This window comes from Methanofastidiosum sp. (assembly GCA_013178285.1).
Taxonomy (GTDB): Archaea; Methanobacteriota_B; Thermococci; order Methanofastidiosales; family Methanofastidiosaceae; genus Methanofastidiosum.
The window spans coordinates 198,122-218,172 of the sequence record JABLXD010000001.1; the positions used below are offsets into that span (position 1 = coordinate 198,122).

Here is a 20,051-nt window from a genome sequence, read left to right on the forward strand (position 1 = left end):
AAATTAATTGATTTAATAAAAAAGAAAGAGAATTATTAAGATTAAAGTAATTTAAAAAATTCTTCTTTTGACATGTTTAAATCTTTTTTTTATAATTTTTAGTTAAAGTCCAGTTCCTATCTTTTCGCCAGGATGATTTGGTATAACTATGACTCTGCCGTCGCCATGTTTGTATACCATATGACTCCCGGCAGTATGGCTGTAGAAAATCCTAACTTTTGGACTATTTTTGAAAGTTCTTTAGCAGATATTTTCGGCGTATTTGGCAAATACTATACCTCTATTTCTTGAACTTTGACAAATTTAGGAGAATAATCGATTTGAGTTTCAACTTCAAGGTAAGCCTTTATTGCTTCTTTCGTTCTATCGATTAACTCCTCAATAGTCTTAGCTTGAGTATGACATCCAGGTAAATCTATAACCTCTGATACATAGTACCCATCTTCATCTTTTTCAATGAGGACATTATATTTTTTAGTCATCAATAAAGAAAATCCTCTCCATTATAAATAATTTAAGGTAAAATATCTCATGATAATTTATGGAACTCTTGTTGTGAGATCCTTTATCTTCCCGCTTGTTTCCAATCCATCGTAGGTATATGAAATAGTCCCTGTATAAACTCCGCTCTGATTTGCCTTGAGATAAATGTTCAAAATAAACTTCTCACCAGCATCAATATTTCCTATAAAAAATTTGTTTCCTTCTACAGTTATTGCAGGATCCACACTCTGTAGAGTAAAGTTTGAGTAGTAGTCGTTTGATATTATCACGGCGACATTTTTTGCTGTGCCCTTACCAAAGTTTTCAATAGAGAGGTAGATATGATTATTCCTATCAACTGTCTCTATGTCATAGGATATGGATGCAAGTAGATAGGGTGTGCCTGTTTGTGAGGTAGTATCTTGATTCTGTGAAGTTGAATCTGACGTTTGGGTAGTTGTTGATTGTTGAGACGTTGAGCCAGTTGGAACTGTCTTTTGCCCAACGCAGCAGCTAAAAATAGAAGCTACAGCTAACAATATTAATAGAGAACAAATTAATCTATACCCTTTTTTCAATGAATTCGCCTCAAATAGATATTAAGGAACTCTTGTCGTGATATCCCTTATCGTAGCATATGTCTCAAGTGCATCGTGAGTGTATGAGATAGTTCCAGAATAAACGCCGCTCTGCTTTGCCTTTAAGTGAATTTGGAAATCAAGCACTTCACTTGGGTCAAGTTCCCCAATGTAGAATTTGTTTCCTTCAACTTTTACAACTGGCTCAGTGCTAACAAGTGTAAAATTAGAATAGTAGTCCTCTGATATCTCTACTATCACATTAGTCGCCTTTCCCTGACCGTAGTTTTGCATCTTGAGTTTAATATCACCGAGATTATCAACTGTTTCTGTAGTATAAGATATGCTTGCAAGGACTAACGGAAGATCCCTTATGCTGACCCTTCCCTCGGCAGCTTGTTTTACTTCATTTTCAAAGCTAACGTTTGACCCATTGACAAGGTTAAAAACTTCTTCATAGGTCTTTTCACGCTCTGAGCCTGCAATGATTATGACTTTATCGGCGTGTCCGTAAGGGTCCGGCTTGATAAAAGCAAATTTTTGCCCTGGCTGCCTTATGAAGCTCATTTCAAGGGAGTCTAGATATTTACTTACTAAGGGCCCAGTTCCAAATGGGGCATCTGGCCCACCAAGGATAACAACTAGTTTTACGCCTTTTATCTGAGCCATATCTTCAGGGGCTAGAAATTCTGGGAAAAGACCAAATCCCCTGAAATAGTCTTCTAAGATAGGTTTTGCTACGATATCTATATTGTTTGAGATTATATAGACGTCCTGCTGTGCTGAGATTGGTATTAAAGCCATGCTTAATACAATGATAAAAGAAACTACTAAAGTAAAGAATTTTTTATTAATCATGAATAATAATTCTTTTCTTTATATATAAGTTTTATTAAAAAGTTGATGAAGAATTGTAAAAGTAGTAATTAGATAAGAAAAGGATATTTAGAACATATTTAATTGATTCAATCCTTATTTATACTTATTTTTAATTTAAATTTAAAATTATAACTAAATAAAACTTTGTAAAACATTGGAGAGATTATTTTAAGAATTTAATTCTTAATTAACCTTTAATTTTATGATAAAATGACGTTTTACACAAAAATTATATATAACGGACAAATGAAGATTTATTAGCCTAACAAGGAGGTTAAACTATGAAGAAAATTATGACCTTGTTTATTGCTGTTGCATTGATCGCATCTATGGGTATCGGCGCAATAGCCGGTGCAAACAAAGATACCTTCGCAAATGCAGTTAATGACGAGCAGGCCCAACTTGCACTTGAAAAAGCAGCTGTTGAGTTTGCAAATGGCAACGATGTCGAAGGCTTGGCTGCTGAAGACGATGCTACAAACAACTTTGGAAAGACTGAACTTGGATTCCACAAGCTTGCCGGAGCAGTTATTTCTGCAAGCTGGTGCATTGATACACCATCGCATCCAACATACAGAATGCACAAGCCATTGTGTACTATATGTACGCCTAACTAAATATATTATATATTTTAATTAATATTTTTTCTATTTTTAAGGTAATATTTGATTTAAATAAAACAATATGAAACATCTTTTGCCTTATTTTTAATTTCTGGGGTTTATTTAGACTTTAATTTTATCTGAAATTGAAGGTTTAGACAACAACTATATATAAGGAACAAATAAAAATGTATTAGCTTAACAAGGAGGTTACGCTATGAAGAAGATTATGACCTTGTTTATTGCAGTTGCTTTGATCGCATCCTTTGGTATCAGCGCAATAGCTGGTGCTGGAGAAGATGAATTTGCAAATGCAGTAATTAACGAAGAAGCTCAATTGGCATTAGAAAAGGCTGCGATTGAGTTTGCTAACGGTAACGATGTTGAAGGTGTCGCAGCTGAGGAAGATGCAACAAACAACTTTGGTAAGACTCAGCTTGGATTCTTGAGGATTTCCGGTGCTGTAATATCTGCAAGCTGGTGCATTAACACACCGGCACACGCTTACTACAGAATGCACAAACCATACTGCTCAAACTGTGGTCCAAGTGCAGGATTTACCCACGTAGGCATTGGAATATGTGTTGATGCTACATAATTTTACTTTATTTTTTTATTATTCTATTTTTCTAAGTCAAGTGAAAGATTGTGAAACGTCTCTGGCCTTATTTTTATAATTTGAGTTATCAATAGTTTTTAATTGATGAAGAAAAAAAAAGGTTTACACCACAACTATAAATACTAGCTATACGCATTAAATACGGTGAAAAAAAGGGGGCTTAGAGATAGATGAAAAGAATTTTGAGTTTAGGGATTTCGCTCATAATGATCTTTTCCATTGCAATCATTGCTATTGCTGGATCCAATGAGGATGCATTTGCAGAGGCTGTCCTTAGCGAAAAGGCTGAGCTTTCACTTGAAAAGGCAGCTTTAGAGTTTGCCCAAGGAAATGATGTTGAAGGCTTAGCTTTAGAGAATAATGCTACAAACAACTTTGGGAAGACTCAGCTTGGGTTCTTGAGGATTTCTGGAGCTGTTATCACAGCTAGTTGGTGCCCAGGATTATACACACCTTACAGACCACACAAGCCATACTGCAGTATCTGTTACTCAGTACAAGTACTAGAATAAATTTAAAATTTAATTATTCTTTTTTTTGAAGATTGATTTTAGATCAATCCAACATTTTTCGCAATAGAAGGCAAAAGGATAAAAAAATATACGAAGTATTTATCATGGTGTTTTTATGAAGAAAATACTTACTTTTGTCCTTGTAATGGCAATTATGATTTCTATTTTACCTGGAATTTCTGCACCTATTCAGGTACAAATAATTCCAGAAGGAATACAGCCCGGAGCCTCCATAGTCAATGACTATTGTGTCCCGGATTATTATTCGATAGGAACATTTACATTGGCCCAACGTCAAATTGTTTCCGTTAATATACCCCCTACCGCATGCCCTCCTGTCAAACAAGGGCCTATTCTAGGGATGGCAACAATTGCAGCCCCAATAGGTCAACTCAACGATATAGGTCTCGAGGCCGATTTTTCAGTTATAGACATCCCACAATATCAATATACTTGCTATTACAAGAGCCCTTGCCCTTGCATAATCCCTGAAGGTCCGAATGGAATAACGAATGGTGCTGGCCAAGTTGGGATATGCCCTCCCAGGGGACTCCAAATATGTGTGACTAGCCCCACCACCCCATGTTTATCTATCCGTATTTATGGGGATCAAGGCCCTATATCTGTTACTTTGCCGAATCAAGTTGGCCCTAATGAGTGGTGCACTTCCATACCTATAGCTCCAGATATTGTAAGAATTGAAATACAAAATTGTGGGGATCCTCTAGAAGGGGAAGTAGTGATATGGGAATGCTGCTGTTACGACTGCTATAAACAAAAAGCACTTCCGACCACGCTCTACCCAAAGATAGACATAGAGACATTCTCAGTTGCAGGTGGTCCAACAGTTATCCAGAACGGGAAGGTTATCTCAAAATTCCAGATGACACCAGGAAGCCAACAGGTATTACTACAAGTAGAAAACAGAGGATTCTTTACCCAAAACGATACAAGATTAAAGTTTGAAGGACTCCCAGAAGGGATAACAGTTGAGATAGCTCCAGAAACGCAAAAGATAAACGCCCACAATATCGGTACCTATTCAGCCAATTTTACTGTAGGGCCAAACGTCCCTTCAGGTACATACCAAGTAACAATGGTGGCGTACTCGCCCAACGGCATGTTTGACAAGATAACATTTGAGTTCGTTGTGCAATAATTAATTTATTTTTTTATTCTTTTCTAAGCTCAAATTAACCTAAATAAAACAATGTGAAACATTATTGGACTTATTTTAAGATTTTAGGATTGGATAAGCCTTATTTATACTTCTAATTAAAAGGTTTACACAACAATTATATATAACGGACAAATCAAGATTTATTAGCCTAACAAGGAGGTTAAACTATGAAGAAAATTTTTACCTTGTTTATTGCAGTTGCATTAATCGCATCTATGGGTATCGGCGCAATAGCTGGTGCAAATGAAGACACGTTTGCAAATGCAGTTAATGACGAGCAGGCCCAACTTGCACTTGAAAAAGCAGCTGTTGAGTTTGCAAATGGCAACGATGTTGAAGGCTTGGCTGCTGAAGACGATGCTACAAACAACTTTGGAAAAACTGAACTTGGATTCCACAAGCTTGCCGGAGCAGTTATTTCAGCAAGCTGGTGCATTGATACACCATCACACAATCCATACAGAATGCACAAGCCAAACTGTGGTTCATGCCAATAATTTGAATAAGTATATTTTTATTTATTCTTTAATTTTTATTGTTCTATTTTCTAAGCATATCAATAACAACCTTAAATATGAGGATTATCCCTTTCTTTTGTATCCGAGGTTATTTAGATTCCCGATAAGATACGCATCTAGTCTATCGAAGTGGACAAATAGAAAGGCGTTACGGATTTTTGGGTCTTTTCCCACCCTTGATTTGAAATACTTCTCAATTCAGGATTCTATCTGTTCTTTGTTCATTAAAGGTTGGGTAGAGATTTTTATAATTTGTGTAATTTTAGAGAAGGTGGATTTTGGATGAAGATCTATAAAGAGTATATTGTGACTTTCAAATGAGTGAAAAATCGATATATTACTGAGCCTTATATAAGATTATTAAATTTATATAGTATAATAAAAAAATATAGCCCAAATAGCAAATCTTAAAAAGGTTGGGCCATAGTTCATTTAATCTCACCTGCCGGGGTGGCTTAGCCTGGTTATAGCGCACGGCTCATAAGCATGAAACAAGGCTGGGAAACCGTGAGGTCGCGGGTTCGGATCCCGCCCCCGGCACCTTTTAATTCTATTCCAATTTACTTTGGCAGTAGAAAATACAAACTAGTCCATGTCCAAACCTATTATCAATAAAGGTATGGTAACGGACATCTTAGCATATCTTAATTCCCGTATAACTCTTTCGAAAAATGCTACATTTTCATCGATAGTTTTTGCAAAAATCTGAGTTGGGATTACAGATATTCCTAGGTCTATTTCATCTAATGAATAGGATATCTGAAATTTAAAAATGTCCGCATACCATCTCGCCATATTTCCAAATTGAACTTCGATTTGAATTCTATCTTTTTTGTAATCTGCCTTTATTTTAGTCAAATCATCATTAGTAATTAAAGGTTCAATTTCCCAATTATAAAGTCTAAATCGTTCTTTGACATAATCATTTATCTTAGATTGATCAGTCGTGAAAATTAAGTTTTTTCTTCCTCTATGGCGATATTTTGGTTTATCTAGAATAAATACAGGGCAGTTTTCAAAGATAGAGATTACCATATTATAATAATCTATATATTTTGGGCTTTTCAAAACTTCTTCTGCAAATCTATGACTATAAAATTTAAGTTTCACGGAACTAGAAATATGATTTGATATATATAATTAACTCAAATAGTCTGTTAAATGTAAGTTATACTGTTACTTTAGCTTCTTTTTCATAGTTTTTATTTCTTATGGGCAATTTGTATTTGGCTGGAATATCTCCATCTAATCTAATTCTATCTAATATCATATTATAGTATATTTCATCTATCTCTGCAGATACATATTTTCTACCCAACTGTTTTGCCAATATAACCTCATTTCCAGATCCGCCAAAATGAACAAATATTAAATCATTTGGTAAAGTTGAAGCCAAAATTAGTTTTTCAACTAATCCTAAGGGTATTTGACAAGAATGAATAGTTTTATCTTTTGATACATTTTTTACTAAATCATAATATAACCATGAATATGGCATTCTTCCCGAAGATCCATTTGAAATATTTTGTAATATTCTTTTATCTTTTGGATTCTTATATGGCTCAGCAACTGTTTTCTTAAACCATTTATTATTTTTAGTTTTTCTACAATGCAAAATACTTCGATGGGCTCTAGTAAATTTTTTTGGGGAGTGGCCTACATTTGTATTGTAGACCCATACATAATCCACTACTTCATGACAAACTTCATCTAAATATTTTACTCTCAAGTTGGCATTTTGTTTGGGATAGTTAATAAAAAACATGTTCCCATCATCTTTTAGAACTCTAAAGGATTCTTGAGCAAGTTCAATATACCATTGTATGTACTCATTGAAATTACGAGTATAAGATTTATCATTATATTTGATGCCTACGTTGTAATCAGGATCACTATATATCATGTCCACTGATTTATCAGGCATATTTTTTAAGACGTTCATTACGTCATTATGAAAAATTCTATTTTCATATTTAATTTTCATCTAACTCCCTTAATACCCTATATTCTCTTTTTTTAAGGACTTTAATAGAGGTAATATCTAAAGGATCTTTAAAGGTATAGTTATATAGTCTGACATAGGACCCATTGTCTTTTCTCTGGCGGATTAAATAGCAAGCAGTTATTTCACTTATATCTAATTTATTTTTTTCTTTTAGTTCATGATAATATCTAAATGGTGTATACAATTGGTATATATTAAAGTTGTCAATCCATTCGTAAGAATTTTTTGTATTTTTACCTTCAAATACAGTTACCTTCCCATTCATTTCTATTGTTAAATCTATTTCTGTTTGTAGATTCTCAAATTTCATAGGGATACTCTCTATGTTATAAGAGAAGTTAATTCCTCGTTTTCTTTCACTGTTATACATCTTTGGACTACAAGATACATCTTTATACAAAAAGTCATGCATTATTCTTTGATTAAAACAAAGTGATAAAACGCTACTCTCAGAAATAGAGTAATCATTTAGTATACTTGGAACATAAGCCCACTTTTCAATTTCGTTTTCTTTAATAGATTCAAATTTGTGATATATTTTAGAAATACCTTTAACAAACATATGTTTCCCAGACCCAATGTGGGCTATAAAATAGTCTTTATCTAATAGTATTTTGGGTAATTTTGAGATATGATCTATTTTAGTCATGTCATAAGGATTAGTTTTAGAACCACTATCCATTACTATTTTTTTAATTAATTCATTATCAAAAACATAATTATTATTTTTTTCACAATAGTCAAATATAAGTTCAATTATACCTCTCTTATTTATTGCCATATTATACCTCTATATTAATGATATTTTAATTTAAGAATATAATCTTTTCTTCTGTTTGGCTAAGACAATAGACTAATACAAATAAATCTTTAGTGTTTCATGAAACTTTACATTGCCATATACAATGGAGATGTGTTCAAAAATCAAAATGTAGATTATGAAGTATTTCCAGAAAAAGAAATTGAGGAATTAGAAAAGATCTATGATTCAATTTACGATTATTTTGATAATCATTCAACAGTAGCATATATTCCTGCTCTAGAAGAGAATATAAAAAAATTAGAAGAAATTGTAGAAGCATTAAAATTTATTAATTCTATTGAGAAATGATGTTTAATATATTTCAATAAATTCTTTTATCTTTTCAAACAATTCCAAGCTATCCATAGTAACCATTTCCCTATTTCTCAATCTTCACTTTATAGACTCTCTTTATCTTAATATCCTTCTTTTTTAACCTGTGGAGTGAAACTTTCTTAATAGGGGCATGATCATCAAAATTTGCAGCCATCAAGCTTTTTTTCCCTTTGTTTAGTTTGTATGCAAGCCAGTAATGAGAGTCTTCCTCATCTTCTATCTTTGAGTGGACTATTGCCACATTCTGTGTTTTGCCAGCAGGTTTATCTTTATCTAGCCACTCGACAATCACATCTACTTTGGGCTTTCTATGCACCTTTACTTTTTTGACCTTGGGGATACTTTTCAAAGCTTTAGCATATTTTATAGGCTCCAATACCCCCTCATGTTTTATTATACCTGCTTTATGAGGAAGAATTCTCTTTTTAGTCCTAGCAATACGTTTTAAGTTTTCAATTGCTTGGACCCCGCAATCCCAGTCATTTGTGTTGTTTGTTAATCTTCTTCTGCGGTTCATAGTTCTCTCCATTAGTTTTGAGTAAAATAGGAATTAATAGTATTTATATTTCACCCATACAAAAGATAAATCCCTTCTCTCCTTCTAGTTTGTTATGCCATCAAAAGCTTTAATACCAAATCAGATGAGTATCCTCTTATGGAAATAGTGAAGGCCACAAAATCCCATGCCAAAGAGCTATCAGCCCTCCTAAAAGGGCTTGACACAGAAGAGTATTCTTTTTCTGAAGTAGAGAAGATTATGCCTCTAGTTGAAGAAGGCAACTACTATATTGCAATTGATGACGGCAAAATAGTTGGTGCTATAGGTTTACTAATGATTGAAGAGTCATGCGAGATAGATGCGCTGATAACTTCACAGAAGGGCGTTGGTAAGGCCCTGATAGATTTCACTATCGATCTCTGCAGAAAAGAACATGTGAAAAAGCTCTGGTGCTGGAGCTTAAAGCGCTACAATGCAATCGGATTCTACGACAAGATGGGGTTTAAAGAGCAGTTCTTACTGGAAAAGCAGTGGTGCGGCGAGGACTGCTATATCTTTGGCAGGGTAATTGAATAAAAAGTTAAGGAAGGTAAATCTCTCCTTCTAAAACTGTAACGGCGGTACTTATTAATTTAGACGAAAAGTATCCATACTCATCCTTTGTTACATTAATAGTTAATCTCCCAGGCCTTCCCATGATGTCGCCCTGCTCAGATTTTATATCAATCTCATTTCCGCTAAATTCAAGGATGCCACTTATTAGGAGATATGCACCAAGAGGCCCCTGTGCAGAACCAGTCACTGGGTCTTCCTTAACGCCAAAAAGAGGGGCAAAGAACCTTGAATGCGCTTTAGAGTCTTTGTCAAATGTCTCAGTTGTAAAGAGCATTACACCTGGGAAGTTATACCTCTCGCAGAACTTCTCCAGCTTTGAGTAGTCATAGTCTATGTTTTTTAGTGTTTCAAGATTATTGACAGGGACGTAAAGGTAGTCAAGGTTTTTTTCTCTCATTATTGGGTAGTTCAAATCAAGATCATCTTCCTTTATCTTTAAGGCCTCAAAGAACTCAAGTCTTTCAATCTCTTCTCTTGCAAGATTTATTTTAGGGGAATGCAAAATTATGTTTATCTTGCCATTTGATTTGATTACCTCAACTTTTATTACCCCTATCATCGTTTCAACTTTGAAGGAGTAATCCCCCTCGATATCCATCCCAAACTTTTCATCTTGGGCTAGGGCATGAAGGCTTGCAACAGTGGCGTGGCCACAGAAAAGGACCTCTTTCTTTGGGGTAAACCACCTTATTCTAAAGTCGGCTGTATCGCTATCCAAAATAAAGGCTGTTTCAGATAGGTTCATCTCATTTGCTATAGAAAGCATCTCTTTATCTGATAATCCATCTGCGAAAGGAACAACTCCCGCAGGGTTTCCTCCAAATGGTCTGTCTGTAAATGCATCAATCTGTTTTATTTTATAGTGTCTCATGAGTATATAATCGTAGCAAAAGAATAAAAATATTAGTGTTTGAAATGGGGATACTTTCCTTCTGTATCGACTAAGATTGTTCCAAGAATCGCAAAACCGCCACCAATAAGGGTCAATAACGCAGGGAACTCACCGAGCCAAATCCAGGCGATAATTATTGATAGTATGGGGATCAAAGAAATAAAACTTGCAGCTATTGACACATGCATCTTTGATATAACATAGCTCCAGAAGATATTACCTATTGCAAGTGGGAAAACACCTAAATAAACGACAGATATTGTGGAAGTTATTGGGGCTGCTTTGATATCGGAGATAAGATTTGGTAGAAAGAACAGTAGAAATAAAGTTCCAGACCAGATTGCATATGTTGCAATATCCTGCGATGGATATTTTTTAAAAAAGGGTTTTTGAAATACATAATATACGCCATTTGAAATTGCCGCCAGAACTAAGAAGATCGCTCCTGGGGCTATTGTGAATCCCCCTCCAGTTTTAAAGGCTATGAGGGCAACGCCAAAAAAACTAATAAAGATGCCAATCCAGCCTATCTTTTCTAGTTTTTCTTTTAGAATAAAGGTGGCAAATATTGCAGTGAAGATTGGGCTTAAAGACCCGATCAGGCTTGCAGTTCCAGCTTTTATAGTTACTTCGCCAAATGAAACAAACAGCTGATTTAGAACGAGCCCCACAAAACCCAGTGCAATTATTGCCGGGATATCTTTCTTTTTTGGGAGAGGTGTTTTTTTTATTATAGCATAGATCAAAAGTATCGAAGACGCAGATATAAATCTCAAGAGGATTAGATGCGGAGGGTGATAGAATTGAAGTGCGGCCCTGATTGCGGGATAAGAAGATGCACTTAAGATTAAATATATAGCCAAAGCTAGGGATGATCTTGATTCAAATTTTGAAAGCTGTATAAAATCAAATCTACCCATTGATATCTCGCATTTTAAAAGAGTTAGTAAAAATATATAACTTTAATGACCCGTTATTAGGAATCTATCTTCCCTTAGTATTGACAAGCGTCACGCCAAGTATTGCAATTATTCCACCTATTATGGAAAGTGAGCCAGGTATCTCGCCAAGCCAAACCCAGGCAATCAGGATTGATAGAAATGGCGAAACAGCAAGGAAGCTTGTCGCAATTGAAGCTGGCATCCTGGCTAATGTATAAGTCCATGTTAAGTAGGATACGCCTGCTGGGAATATACCAAGGTATACAATTGCAAGTGTTGATTCAATTGGTGCTGTTTTAATTTCTGTGAAGAGGCCAGGGAGAAATACAAGTAAGAATAGTGTCCCACCCCATATTGTGTATGATGCGAAGTCTACCGATTTATAATCTTTAAGAAGTGGTTTTTGTAAGACAAATGCAAGGCTTGTTGAAAATGCGGCAATCAGGATCAATATAGCCCTTGGGTCAAAGCTAAATCCTCCGCCTTCACCTATGGAAATTAGGCCCACTCCAAAAAAGCTGATAAAGATTCCAATCCACCCAAGGTATTTCAGCTTCTCTTTGAGAAGCAGTGTTGCTAGCATCGCAGTAAAGATTGGGCCAGAGCCTATTATGAGGCTTGCAGCACCTGCGGTGACTGTGACCTCCCCATATGAAAGAAAAGAGTGGTATATTGTAATTGCAAAAAAACCAACAGCTATGATCATTGGCAGGTCTTTTTTCTTTGGTAAGTTAATCTTCTTATAAGATGCGTAAATAGCTAAGAATGCTGATGCAACTAGGAATCGAAGGAGCGCAAGATGCCCTGGCTCATAAGCTTTGAGTCCTGCCCTAATGCCTGCAAAGGCTGATGCCCAGAATATCAAAGTGATGAAAAGGGCAAGTGCAGTTTTACTGTCAATCTGCTTAAGTTTAGAAAAATCAATAGCCATCTTATCAGGTCTTCTTAATAGAAATAGCTAAGATATAACAAATATAAGTCTTACTAAGAAATTAAGAAATATAAAAATAGAACAGAGAAAAGAAAATTATTTTATGCTGATTCATTCCCAAATCCAAGTATCTTCATGAATTTAAACATTGGAAGGGAGTTTGAAGTTATTGTCACTGGATTTGAAACTATATTTCCATTTATTTTTGCTGAAGTTGGAGGGCCAAAATCAAATTTAATAGTTCCTGGAGCTGTTGCTCTGTAAATCCATGTGAAAGTTTGCTCAACTGGGAAAAGACCTTTTGAAAATGAGGTGGCAGGTCTTGATACTAAAACGGCATCGCCTTTGGGCTTATCTCCGTCTGCTATTATAGCCGGGTCTAGGCTTGAAGGATAGTTAGTTGTAACTGTTATCAATTCTCCAACTTTTACTGTTTCAGGAGCTGCAACAGCTGAAAACCTTATATCTGCCATCGTAGAAGCAACACCAAATACACTTACTACGAATAGTAAGGATACCAATATAACAAATAATTTCTTCATAATTATCACCATTGTATTTAATTAAAATAAATTCTCTAATATTTAAAGATATGCTAAAGTTATAGAGAAATTAATAACCGTCTTATCAGGCCCTCTTAATGAGAAGGCAAGAATTGTTATAACGTTTACAAGAATAAGAGTATAGTAAATCGTGCAGATTAATGTTAAATATTATAATTCCCAGATATTACTGGTGGGAAAAAATGGCTCGAAAATATGATTCAAACAAGATTGTAGATTATCTGGTAGTTGCTATAGCGACATTTTTAGGATATACTATAGGTGGGTATTTCAGGAGCTCTTTGATAGGGGCTGTCGTTGGGAGTGTAGTTGGTCTTTATATTGCATCCAAATATATTCGATGAACTTGAATTAGATACCCTAAACTAGTTAAAATTAAAGATTTTACTAAAAATAATTGAAAAAGTAGTTAATAAAAAATTAAATTTATTTATTCTTACCAAATCCAAGTATCTTCATGAAGGAGAACATTGGGTATTCCCTTGGGGTTACAGTTACGCCATAGTAGACTCTTTCATCTTCAAAACACCCAACATAAAACAATTTCTCGTAAGTACCTACTTTTAATGCTTTGTATGTAAAAAGATATCCACCAGGTATAATATCATACCCTTCGCATCCTGGTTGCGTACAAAATTGTTCAAGGGCCCCCTTTACTCCTCCATTATTTCCCCAACAACAACCATTTTGCATCAACTTGACTTGGAATGTATCCCCAACTTGGACAGACTCTGGGCCAATAATTTCATATTTACATGGGTCCCCTGCCATTGCTGAAGCTACTCCAAAAACACTTACTACGAATAGTAAGCTTATTATTATAGCAAATATTTTCTTCATAGTTATCACCATTGTATTTACTAGACAGAGTTCCAGAGATATATAAACATTTGCCTAACTCCATCTTCGGCATTAGTCCTAAAATAAGAGTTAAAATATTAAACTAGAAAAATAAATGTAGCTAAATGACTGAATACCATGTATCCCAAATTAACAATTTTCTTATGAGAAAGCAGCACCTCTCAAGTGAATCTAAAATCCAAAATATCTCCGAAATTACAAAAGATATCTGGGGCCTCCATGCAACAAATTCGGGCACCCCTTATCTATCACTTTTTAACAGAATGAACAATTTTAGCAAAGACTCCCTGGATAGAGAAATTATAGAGAAAAGGCTTGTTAAGATCAGGTGCATTAGGAAGACCGTCCACATTATCCCAAAGGAAAATGTATCTATCGCCTTTTCTGCAACTAAAGAAGTGATACAGATTAATTCAGAAAAATATTACAAATATATGGGTATAAGTGAAAATGAGTATGAAAAGATTTCAGAAGCTATTCTCTCTCTTCTAGGAAATAAAGGCATGAATGCAAGCGAAATAAAAAAAGGGCTCAATCTAGAAATTAACTTATCCCCAATAATAAACTACATGTGTGATGTTGGGATATTAGTTAGAGGGCTATCTAAGGGCGGGTGGAAGAGTAACGCCCACACATATTTTAGAATGGATGAGTACCTGCCTGACATAAATCTAAATCAATACAGCCAAGAAGAATCAAGAAAAAGATTGGTGCAACAATATCTTTCCTCGTTTGGACCAGTGACTGTAACTGACGTCTCCTGGTGGGCAGGATTCCCAAAGACTGAAGTAAAGAGAATTGTTGATAGTTTAGACGGTATAGATTATGTTAATATTTCTGGCCTTGGGGAATACCTCATTTCTTCTAGTGATAAGGATCTATTAAAAAGTCTAAAAGAAAATACTAAGCCAGAAATTAATCTTTTGCCAAATCTCGATCCTTATATAATGGGGTACAAGGAGAGGGAAAGGTACCTTGACAAAGAACACTATAACTATATTTTTGATAGGTCTGGGAATGCAACGACAACAATTATTAATAATGGCAAAATAATCGGTGTTTGGGACTTTGAGGATAAGCCAAGCCCCGTAGTGAAAATATTTGTTTTTGAGGAGCATCCTAATATAACAGAGATTGAGAAGAAGGCAAAAGATATAGGAAACTTTATATCTGATAAAAATGTCAGCGTTAAAATATGCAAAGATATGGCCCCGCTTGATAAGAGGACTGCAGGCAGTTTTATGGCGCCCCTAAAAGATATGGACGGATGAGTATATGGGAAAGGTAGTCTACGAACATGTTGAAGTAGAAAAGATGCTTCACAGGCTTAACGTCTGGTTTCTGCCATTTAGGTGGGGATCCAATGTCTACAGGGGCTGTGAGCATGACTGCATATATTGCAATGCTAGATACACACATGAATACCTTGGTATGCCTACAGGAGAGTTTTCTCACAAGATTATAGTTAAAGATAATGCGGCTGAAGCCCTTGATAGAGAGTTCTCTAAAGAGAAGTGGAACAAGAACCTCACTGTCAATGTTTCTACTGTTTCTGACCCATACCAGCCGGCAGAAAAAGAGTTTGGAAATACTAGAAAGGTATTAAAGGTATTCTTGAAGCACCACAATGCACTCCTAGTCACTACAAAATCAGATCTAGTTTTAAAGGATATTGACCTCTTAGAAGAGATTTCAAAAACAGGATTTCTTAATGTCTGCATGACTGTAACAACTCTTGATCAATCCCTAAGTGACAAAATAGAGCCTAGAGTCCCTTCAATTGAAAAGAGATTGGAAGCAATTAAACAATTAAAAGAGGCTGGGATCACTGTAGGTGTTACAGCGATACCTGTTCTCCCTTACATATCTGATGATGAAGAAACTTTAGAAGAGATGATAAAGACTTTCTCAGGATTAAATGTTGACTATGTAATAGTCGATGTTCTTAATTTCAAGGGTGAAACAAGGCAACGGATGGTAAAGTTTTTAGAAGATTATGATCCCTCTCTAATCCCAAAGTATGAAGCACTTTACCAGACTGACTATTGTGACAAGGAATACTCAAAAGGTATTAGGAAAATTACAAATAAGCTTGTCAAAAAGTATGGTGTTGACCACTACGATAAGATGTTCTCATACAGAAAGAATAAAGAAGCCAAATGAAAAATCGTTATTATGGCGAAGATCTTAGGCATTATAGGAAGCCCCAGAAGGAACGGTAACACCCACATTCTAGTAAATAGAGTTTTAGAAGGGGCAAAGAGCGAAGGTGCAGAGACTGATTCTATTTTCTTAAATGATTTTACAATTAAGGAGTGTGATGGCTGTCATGCATGCTGGAAAGGATTAGAATGTGCTAAGAAAGATGATATGAACAACTTCTATCAAAAAATAATTGATTCTGACATACTTGTTTTTGGGACGCCTGTCTACTGGTACGGGCCAACGGCCGTAATGAAGGCGTTTATTGATAGATTTGTGTACTTCAACTGCCCGGAAAATAGGGGTAAAATAAGGGGTAAGCAAGCAGTTGCTTTGATCCCCTTTGAAGAGGAGGATGATAGGACTGCTTTAGCAACTGTAGAGATATTTGAAAAAAGTGTAGGTTACCTAGAAATGAATCTAACAGATTTATTGCTTGCTCCGGGAGTTGGTGAAAAAGGTGCTATACTAAAAAAGAGGATAATCCTTGAAAGGGCCTATAACATCGGGAAGATGGTATCCAGGTAGCCTATAATTGGGGTTAATTTGGGAATAATCTCGGAAATCCCTTATATATTGACTGCTTATTCTTAATATTACGGCGATTATTATGAAGAGAAATTACATAATAGGCCTTGCAGTCATTTTCTTGATTGCAATGGTGAGCATCGGTGCAGTCCTCTCATTTAGAGGGCCAACGCAAGACACGACAACATGCCCAAATGCAGGGGACTGTGTTGGGAACGGTAATTGCAACGGAGACTGCGATGGTGACTGTGACCCAGCTAACTGCACAGGCACATGTCCAAACAATAACACTCAACAGCAACAGATAAGAAACTGCGGCAGAACATGCACTAGAAATTAAATAATATTTTCTTTTCTTTTATTACTAATTTTTACCATTTGGATGATAATCTAAAATCTTTTATATTCTCTCACCCTAAAGGTATTGAATATTATGAGTGACTATAAGATACCTGGTTCTCTTTTGAATATAATATTTAAGAGCGTTGAAGAGCAGCTTGGCGAGAAGGGTTTAAGGATGCTTCTTACCCAGGCAAAGTTAAATGACTTTATAGAAAATCCGCCTCCTGATGATGACACGCCAACTCTTGACATGGATAGATTCAAAGGAGCTATGGGTGCTGTTATAGAACTATTTGGTGAAAAGGCTGCAAGACCCCTTCTTATGAGGTGGGGAAAATTAACCTTTGACTATGCCCTTGAATCAAAGCCAACTCTTTTTGGACTTGCTGGGTTTGCAACTAAGTTCATGAATGATGAAGGGAAGGCTAGATTTATCCTAAAGAGAGTTCTAAAGGAAAGTGAAAATCTCTATGGCGTGCCCCATATAATGACTGAAACTGATGATGCCTTTAACATTGAAATAAAGAACTGTTTCTACTGCGGGAATCATAAATCAAGCCAGTGTATATGCTGGTCTCCGGTCGGCTTTTGGAGAAGTATGATGAAGTGGGCGACTGGAAAAGACTACGATGTGCGTGAAGTAGAGTGCATGTCTATGGGTGCAGAGTCTTGTAAATATACAATACCTAAAAAAGCTATAGAATAAAGATAAATTAAAAATAAAAAATAAATTTATGGAACTACAAACTTAAACTGTATTACGTCGAACGTTCCAGTTGAAGAGTATGCTACTATTGTGACGTCATAAGTTCCTGATGGCACATTGGGGTCTACGGTGAATATGGCAGAATATGTTCCAAGATTGTGTGCTTTGATCTTCTGGGCTTCTGGAGTAATATTTACTGTTACACCGTTGGGGAGTCCCATGAACTTTATCATGGCTTCATTTTGTGTGAAGAATCCTCTGTTTTCAACCTGGATGAATGTCTGCTGTGTTCCCGGAGAGATTTCAAATGACGATAAAATCTTTCCATCCCTTATTATAGTTGATCCGCCTGTTACTGTGAATTGTTCAATGTCAACTTTTGGGTATAGTGGAGGCAGACTGCATGGACACTCTTCGTATATCTTGAAGTTGTATTGTAAGGAAGGTTCTCCAACGGCATCATCATCTTCCCAATATATTTTAACGCCTATGGGGTATCCATAGTGGGGATTCCAATAGAAAGAAGCACATTCAGTTCCTTTAACTTCTCCTACATCAACAGGAAATTCAAATAGCTGCTCAACTTCTGGGTAAAGTAATCCTAAACGCACATCGGCATGGTCACCTGGGTTTCCAACTGATGTTCCGCACGCCTCTACTCTGTAATTGCACCCTTGCTTTATCGGAATCTCTCCCCACATATGAACTGCAGGATTATTATTTACGACTACAGAAACGGCATGCGTAAACTGCTGTGTACTTGAATCGGTTTCTTGCAGAGGTATAACGCCACTACCTTCATACAAAAGTCTACTATTGGTACAGCCAGAAGTTCCACCCGGTGGTTGATATGTCAATATCTGTTCAAATGAAAGTTGTTGAACTGGAAATTGCGAGCTCACAGCAAAAACAAAAATAGAGCCTAGCATAACAAACATTAACACTATTGCTATCGTTTTTTTCATATTTATCTCCCTGTTTAAAACTAATTTAGATTATCCAATTAATTAAAATTTTTTAAGAATATAACTTTTTCGGTAATTGATTAATTAAAATGAGGGAATTGCCGAATAATAAAAGTATAAATTATAAAATAAAAAAGTTACATGAACTTCCCAAGCTTCAATAGAAGTCCGGGATTCTTTGAAACTATTGCCTTAAGGACGCTTATTGTAGAAATTGTCTCAAGCTTTAGGTCTTTTAATGTTTCAGCAATTGCATCGAGATCCTTTTCAGATAGCGTCATAAAAGCTTCCTGTGCTTTAAGACACTTGTCAAGTTCGTCGTAGATGTCTGGCTTCCACATGTCGTTGTATTTCTTCAAGAAGTTGCCTGTGTAGTTCTCTTTGGCGATTGCTTCAGCTGCGAGCTCTCCTGCATGTTTTCCAGTTATTATGGCTGTATGAATACCTCCGCCTGTGAGCGGATTTACAAATCGTCCCGCATCTCCTGCTAGCAATAGATTGTCCATATATGGCTCTTTTAATGGGCCGTTTACTGGGATTGCACCAGCGTTTACTTCAACTATCTTTGCTTTTTTGAACCTGGGTCTTTCGACAAACTTATCTAAGTAGTACTGAGCAGTTTGTTTTGCTTTTACTGGAAGAACTCCTAGCCCAACGTTTGCCTGATCATCTCCCTTTGGGAACACCCAAGAGTAACCACCAGGTGCATAGCAGTCTCCGAAGTAAAGCTCAATGCAAGGCTCAATTTCCATTGGCATCATTAAATACTGTATACCAGACTCAAGATACCTTAATGGAACAGTTGTATCCATCCCCAATGATTTTGCAACGATTGAAGGTGGTCCATCTGCACCAATGATAATTTTGGCGTCAATTTGAATATCTTCGTTCATCTGTTTTGCTTTTACTGTAACTCCATTAGAATTTCTCTTTGCAGAAACAAATCTTGTTTTCATCAAAAAGTCTGCCCCATTTCTTGCAGCTTCCTTTGCAATGGCCTTGTCAAAGACTTCCCTATCGAGGATCATTCCACTCTTCCAGTATTTTACCCTCTCACCATCAAGTCTTATGACAGTTCCGTTTGGAGCAATAAGTTTAACAAATTCAATATTGGTAGAAATATATCTATCGCTCTGTTTCATTTCAAGTTTCTCAAAGAGCCCCTGGGAAACTCCCTCAGCGCACTGTACAGGTCCACCGATTTCCTTCTTCTTTTCAATAACAATTACGTCTGCACCTTTTGCCGCATACCTTGCAGCATTACTTCCTGCAGGACCTCCACCTACAACTAGAACGTCACATTTGTAGTTCTTCATTCAATCGCCCCCACAGGACAGGACTTTACACAGATCTTACACTCTGTGCAGTTTTCATTAAAGATAATCTCATTTTCTGTCATATCAATGCCGTTATTTGGGCATACAGAAGCACAACAAGTGCACAGAAGACATCGCTCCTTCATGACCTTCAAATAATTCACCTAAATGGTTTT

Annotated in this window: 29 protein-coding genes and 1 tRNA gene; 14 read left to right on the plus strand and 16 right to left on the minus strand. The window is 36.0% G+C overall.

Features of this window, described 5'->3' with window-relative positions:
- Window positions 1-102 precede the first annotated feature (102 nt).
- The 4 genes from HPY60_01080 to HPY60_01095 all read right to left on the minus strand — a co-directional run bounded on the left by HPY60_01080 (window position 103) and on the right by HPY60_01095 (window position 1,919).
- Window positions 103-180, minus strand: a complete 78-nt coding sequence (locus HPY60_01080) for a hypothetical protein (protein ID NPV49779.1) — start codon at window positions 178-180, stop codon at window positions 103-105.
- 92 nt (window positions 181-272) lie between these two features.
- A complete protein-coding gene (locus HPY60_01085) occupies window positions 273-482 on the minus strand; it encodes a type II toxin-antitoxin system HicB family antitoxin (protein ID NPV49780.1) in 210 nt (69 codons plus the stop codon).
- A gap of 57 nt (window positions 483-539) precedes the next feature.
- Window positions 540-1,061 (minus strand): hypothetical protein, encoded by a 522-nt coding sequence (locus tag HPY60_01090; protein NPV49781.1) that lies wholly within the window; start codon window positions 1,059-1,061, stop codon window positions 540-542.
- 21 nt (window positions 1,062-1,082) lie between these two features.
- Complete coding sequence (locus HPY60_01095; GenBank protein NPV49782.1) at window positions 1,083-1,919, minus strand: hypothetical protein; 837 nt, start codon at window positions 1,917-1,919, stop codon at window positions 1,083-1,085.
- A 302-nt stretch (window positions 1,920-2,221) separates the two neighbouring features.
- Here HPY60_01095 and HPY60_01100 point away from each other — a divergent pair, with 302 nt between their 5' ends.
- The 6 genes from HPY60_01100 (at window position 2,222) to HPY60_01125 (ending at window position 5,911) form a co-directional block, all read left to right on the plus strand.
- The gene (locus HPY60_01100; protein ID NPV49783.1) at window positions 2,222-2,557 is read left to right on the plus strand and encodes a hypothetical protein; all 336 of its coding nucleotides are present in this window, start codon (window positions 2,222-2,224) and stop codon (window positions 2,555-2,557) included.
- A gap of 202 nt (window positions 2,558-2,759) precedes the next feature.
- Window positions 2,760-3,140 carry a hypothetical protein gene (locus HPY60_01105; GenBank protein ID NPV49784.1) on the plus strand — a complete coding sequence of 127 codons (381 nt, stop codon included), beginning with the start codon at window positions 2,760-2,762 and terminating at the stop codon, window positions 3,138-3,140.
- Between the two features lie 191 nt (window positions 3,141-3,331).
- A complete protein-coding gene (locus HPY60_01110; protein NPV49785.1) occupies window positions 3,332-3,673 on the plus strand; it encodes a hypothetical protein in 342 nt (113 codons plus the stop codon).
- Window positions 3,674-3,788: 115 nt separating this feature from the next.
- Entirely contained in the window at window positions 3,789-4,832 is a 1,044-nt protein-coding gene (locus HPY60_01115; GenBank protein NPV49786.1) for a hypothetical protein, read from the plus strand.
- A gap of 188 nt (window positions 4,833-5,020) precedes the next feature.
- Window positions 5,021-5,350 (plus strand): hypothetical protein, encoded by a 330-nt coding sequence (locus HPY60_01120; protein ID NPV49787.1) that lies wholly within the window; start codon window positions 5,021-5,023, stop codon window positions 5,348-5,350.
- Window positions 5,351-5,815: 465 nt separating this feature from the next.
- Window positions 5,816-5,911: transfer RNA gene (locus tag HPY60_01125), tRNA-Met, on the plus strand.
- 45 nt (window positions 5,912-5,956) lie between these two features.
- Here the strand turns inward: HPY60_01125 and HPY60_01130 are convergent.
- The 3 genes from HPY60_01130 to HPY60_01140 are packed head-to-tail and all read right to left on the minus strand — an operon-like array spanning window position 5,957 to window position 8,157.
- Window positions 5,957-6,481 (minus strand): hypothetical protein, encoded by a 525-nt coding sequence (locus tag HPY60_01130; protein ID NPV49788.1) that lies wholly within the window; start codon window positions 6,479-6,481, stop codon window positions 5,957-5,959.
- A 58-nt stretch (window positions 6,482-6,539) separates the two neighbouring features.
- Window positions 6,540-7,355, minus strand: coding sequence for a site-specific DNA-methyltransferase (locus tag HPY60_01135; GenBank protein ID NPV49789.1), 816 nt, complete (start codon window positions 7,353-7,355; stop codon window positions 6,540-6,542).
- Window positions 7,345-8,157: a hypothetical protein gene (locus HPY60_01140; protein NPV49790.1), complete on the minus strand. Its 813-nt coding sequence runs from the start codon at window positions 8,155-8,157 to the stop codon at window positions 7,345-7,347. Before HPY60_01140 ends, HPY60_01135 begins: the two co-directional genes overlap by 11 nt.
- A 99-nt stretch (window positions 8,158-8,256) precedes the next feature.
- Between HPY60_01140 and HPY60_01145 the strand changes: the two genes are divergently transcribed.
- The gene (locus HPY60_01145; GenBank protein NPV49791.1) at window positions 8,257-8,487 is read left to right on the plus strand and encodes a hypothetical protein; all 231 of its coding nucleotides are present in this window, start codon (window positions 8,257-8,259) and stop codon (window positions 8,485-8,487) included.
- 70 nt (window positions 8,488-8,557) lie between these two features.
- Here HPY60_01145 and HPY60_01150 read toward each other — a convergent pair whose 3' ends face one another.
- Window positions 8,558-9,031 (minus strand): hypothetical protein, encoded by a 474-nt coding sequence (locus HPY60_01150; protein NPV49792.1) that lies wholly within the window; start codon window positions 9,029-9,031, stop codon window positions 8,558-8,560.
- Window positions 9,032-9,169: 138 nt separating this feature from the next.
- Here HPY60_01150 and HPY60_01155 point away from each other — a divergent pair, with 138 nt between their 5' ends.
- A complete protein-coding gene (locus HPY60_01155) occupies window positions 9,170-9,589 on the plus strand; it encodes a GNAT family N-acetyltransferase (protein ID NPV49793.1) in 420 nt (139 codons plus the stop codon).
- A gap of 4 nt (window positions 9,590-9,593) precedes the next feature.
- On the opposite strand, the gene HPY60_01160 is transcribed toward HPY60_01155, so the two are convergent.
- The 4 genes from HPY60_01160 to HPY60_01175 all read right to left on the minus strand — a co-directional run bounded on the left by HPY60_01160 (window position 9,594) and on the right by HPY60_01175 (window position 12,934).
- Window positions 9,594-10,499, minus strand: coding sequence for a PhzF family phenazine biosynthesis protein (locus HPY60_01160; protein NPV49794.1), 906 nt, complete (start codon window positions 10,497-10,499; stop codon window positions 9,594-9,596).
- Between the two features lie 32 nt (window positions 10,500-10,531).
- Entirely contained in the window at window positions 10,532-11,440 is a 909-nt protein-coding gene (locus tag HPY60_01165; GenBank protein NPV49795.1) for a DMT family transporter, read from the minus strand.
- Between the two features lie 64 nt (window positions 11,441-11,504).
- The gene (locus HPY60_01170; protein ID NPV49796.1) at window positions 11,505-12,392 is read right to left on the minus strand and encodes a DMT family transporter; all 888 of its coding nucleotides are present in this window, start codon (window positions 12,390-12,392) and stop codon (window positions 11,505-11,507) included.
- A gap of 101 nt (window positions 12,393-12,493) precedes the next feature.
- Entirely contained in the window at window positions 12,494-12,934 is a 441-nt protein-coding gene (locus HPY60_01175; protein ID NPV49797.1) for a hypothetical protein, read from the minus strand.
- A gap of 203 nt (window positions 12,935-13,137) precedes the next feature.
- On the opposite strand from HPY60_01175, the gene HPY60_01180 reads away from it, so the two are divergent.
- Window positions 13,138-13,299, plus strand: a complete 162-nt coding sequence (locus tag HPY60_01180; protein NPV49798.1) for a hypothetical protein — start codon at window positions 13,138-13,140, stop codon at window positions 13,297-13,299.
- Window positions 13,300-13,381: 82 nt separating this feature from the next.
- Here HPY60_01180 and HPY60_01185 read toward each other — a convergent pair whose 3' ends face one another.
- Window positions 13,382-13,795 carry a hypothetical protein gene (locus tag HPY60_01185; GenBank protein ID NPV49799.1) on the minus strand — a complete coding sequence of 138 codons (414 nt, stop codon included), beginning with the start codon at window positions 13,793-13,795 and terminating at the stop codon, window positions 13,382-13,384.
- Window positions 13,796-13,920: 125 nt separating this feature from the next.
- Between HPY60_01185 and HPY60_01190 the strand changes: the two genes are divergently transcribed.
- The 5 genes from HPY60_01190 (at window position 13,921) to HPY60_01210 (ending at window position 17,594) form a co-directional block, all read left to right on the plus strand.
- Window positions 13,921-15,087: a winged helix DNA-binding domain-containing protein gene (locus HPY60_01190; protein ID NPV49800.1), complete on the plus strand. Its 1,167-nt coding sequence runs from the start codon at window positions 13,921-13,923 to the stop codon at window positions 15,085-15,087.
- 4 nt (window positions 15,088-15,091) lie between these two features.
- Window positions 15,092-15,979, plus strand: coding sequence for a radical SAM protein (locus tag HPY60_01195; GenBank protein NPV49801.1), 888 nt, complete (start codon window positions 15,092-15,094; stop codon window positions 15,977-15,979).
- Between the two features lie 12 nt (window positions 15,980-15,991).
- Window positions 15,992-16,546 (plus strand): flavodoxin family protein, encoded by a 555-nt coding sequence (locus HPY60_01200; protein ID NPV49802.1) that lies wholly within the window; start codon window positions 15,992-15,994, stop codon window positions 16,544-16,546.
- An 82-nt stretch (window positions 16,547-16,628) separates the two neighbouring features.
- Window positions 16,629-16,886, plus strand: a complete 258-nt coding sequence (locus HPY60_01205) for a hypothetical protein (protein ID NPV49803.1) — start codon at window positions 16,629-16,631, stop codon at window positions 16,884-16,886.
- A 93-nt stretch (window positions 16,887-16,979) separates the two neighbouring features.
- Window positions 16,980-17,594, plus strand: coding sequence for a hypothetical protein (locus HPY60_01210; GenBank protein ID NPV49804.1), 615 nt, complete (start codon window positions 16,980-16,982; stop codon window positions 17,592-17,594).
- A gap of 26 nt (window positions 17,595-17,620) precedes the next feature.
- Here the strand turns inward: HPY60_01210 and HPY60_01215 are convergent, their stop codons facing one another.
- From HPY60_01215 to HPY60_01225, 3 genes are all read right to left on the minus strand, one after another.
- On the minus strand, window positions 17,621-18,559 hold the full coding sequence (locus HPY60_01215) for a hypothetical protein (GenBank protein NPV49805.1): 939 nt from the start codon (window positions 18,557-18,559) through the stop codon (window positions 17,621-17,623).
- A 137-nt stretch (window positions 18,560-18,696) separates the two neighbouring features.
- Window positions 18,697-19,875 (minus strand): NAD(P)/FAD-dependent oxidoreductase, encoded by a 1,179-nt coding sequence (locus HPY60_01220; GenBank protein ID NPV49806.1) that lies wholly within the window; start codon window positions 19,873-19,875, stop codon window positions 18,697-18,699.
- On the minus strand, window positions 19,872-20,021 hold the full coding sequence (locus HPY60_01225) for a 4Fe-4S binding protein (GenBank protein NPV49807.1): 150 nt from the start codon (window positions 20,019-20,021) through the stop codon (window positions 19,872-19,874). Before HPY60_01225 ends, HPY60_01220 begins: the two co-directional genes overlap by 4 nt.
- Window positions 20,022-20,051: the final 30 nt, after the last annotated feature.

Coding starts and splice junctions, on each gene's coding strand:
- HPY60_01080 (NPV49779.1), bottom strand. CDS start 180: ATGGTATACAAACATGGCGACGGCAGAGTCATAGTTATACCAAATCAT.
- HPY60_01085 (NPV49780.1), bottom strand. CDS start 482: ATGACTAAAAAATATAATGTCCTCATTGAAAAAGATGAAGATGGGTAC.
- HPY60_01095 (NPV49782.1), bottom strand. CDS start 1,919: ATGATTAATAAAAAATTCTTTACTTTAGTAGTTTCTTTTATCATTGTA.
- HPY60_01100 (NPV49783.1), top strand. CDS start 2,222: ATGAAGAAAATTATGACCTTGTTTATTGCTGTTGCATTGATCGCATCT.
- HPY60_01105 (NPV49784.1), top strand. CDS start 2,760: ATGAAGAAGATTATGACCTTGTTTATTGCAGTTGCTTTGATCGCATCC.
- HPY60_01110 (NPV49785.1), top strand. CDS start 3,332: ATGAAAAGAATTTTGAGTTTAGGGATTTCGCTCATAATGATCTTTTCC.
- HPY60_01115 (NPV49786.1), top strand. CDS start 3,789: ATGAAGAAAATACTTACTTTTGTCCTTGTAATGGCAATTATGATTTCT.
- HPY60_01120 (NPV49787.1), top strand. CDS start 5,021: ATGAAGAAAATTTTTACCTTGTTTATTGCAGTTGCATTAATCGCATCT.
- HPY60_01135 (NPV49789.1), bottom strand. CDS start 7,355: ATGAAAATTAAATATGAAAATAGAATTTTTCATAATGACGTAATGAAC.
- HPY60_01140 (NPV49790.1), bottom strand. CDS start 8,157: ATGGCAATAAATAAGAGAGGTATAATTGAACTTATATTTGACTATTGT.
- HPY60_01145 (NPV49791.1), top strand. CDS start 8,257: ATGAAACTTTACATTGCCATATACAATGGAGATGTGTTCAAAAATCAA.
- HPY60_01150 (NPV49792.1), bottom strand. CDS start 9,031: ATGAACCGCAGAAGAAGATTAACAAACAACACAAATGACTGGGATTGC.
- HPY60_01155 (NPV49793.1), top strand. CDS start 9,170: ATGGAAATAGTGAAGGCCACAAAATCCCATGCCAAAGAGCTATCAGCC.
- HPY60_01160 (NPV49794.1), bottom strand. CDS start 10,499: ATGAGACACTATAAAATAAAACAGATTGATGCATTTACAGACAGACCA.
- HPY60_01165 (NPV49795.1), bottom strand. CDS start 11,440: ATGGGTAGATTTGATTTTATACAGCTTTCAAAATTTGAATCAAGATCA.
- HPY60_01170 (NPV49796.1), bottom strand. CDS start 12,392: ATGGCTATTGATTTTTCTAAACTTAAGCAGATTGACAGTAAAACTGCA.
- HPY60_01175 (NPV49797.1), bottom strand. CDS start 12,934: ATGAAGAAATTATTTGTTATATTGGTATCCTTACTATTCGTAGTAAGT.
- HPY60_01180 (NPV49798.1), top strand. CDS start 13,138: ATGGCTCGAAAATATGATTCAAACAAGATTGTAGATTATCTGGTAGTT.
- HPY60_01185 (NPV49799.1), bottom strand. CDS start 13,795: ATGAAGAAAATATTTGCTATAATAATAAGCTTACTATTCGTAGTAAGT.
- HPY60_01190 (NPV49800.1), top strand. CDS start 13,921: ATGACTGAATACCATGTATCCCAAATTAACAATTTTCTTATGAGAAAG.
- HPY60_01195 (NPV49801.1), top strand. CDS start 15,092: ATGGGAAAGGTAGTCTACGAACATGTTGAAGTAGAAAAGATGCTTCAC.
- HPY60_01200 (NPV49802.1), top strand. CDS start 15,992: ATGGCGAAGATCTTAGGCATTATAGGAAGCCCCAGAAGGAACGGTAAC.
- HPY60_01205 (NPV49803.1), top strand. CDS start 16,629: ATGAAGAGAAATTACATAATAGGCCTTGCAGTCATTTTCTTGATTGCA.
- HPY60_01210 (NPV49804.1), top strand. CDS start 16,980: ATGAGTGACTATAAGATACCTGGTTCTCTTTTGAATATAATATTTAAG.
- HPY60_01215 (NPV49805.1), bottom strand. CDS start 18,559: ATGAAAAAAACGATAGCAATAGTGTTAATGTTTGTTATGCTAGGCTCT.
- HPY60_01220 (NPV49806.1), bottom strand. CDS start 19,875: ATGAAGAACTACAAATGTGACGTTCTAGTTGTAGGTGGAGGTCCTGCA.
- HPY60_01225 (NPV49807.1), bottom strand. CDS start 20,021: ATGAAGGAGCGATGTCTTCTGTGCACTTGTTGTGCTTCTGTATGCCCA.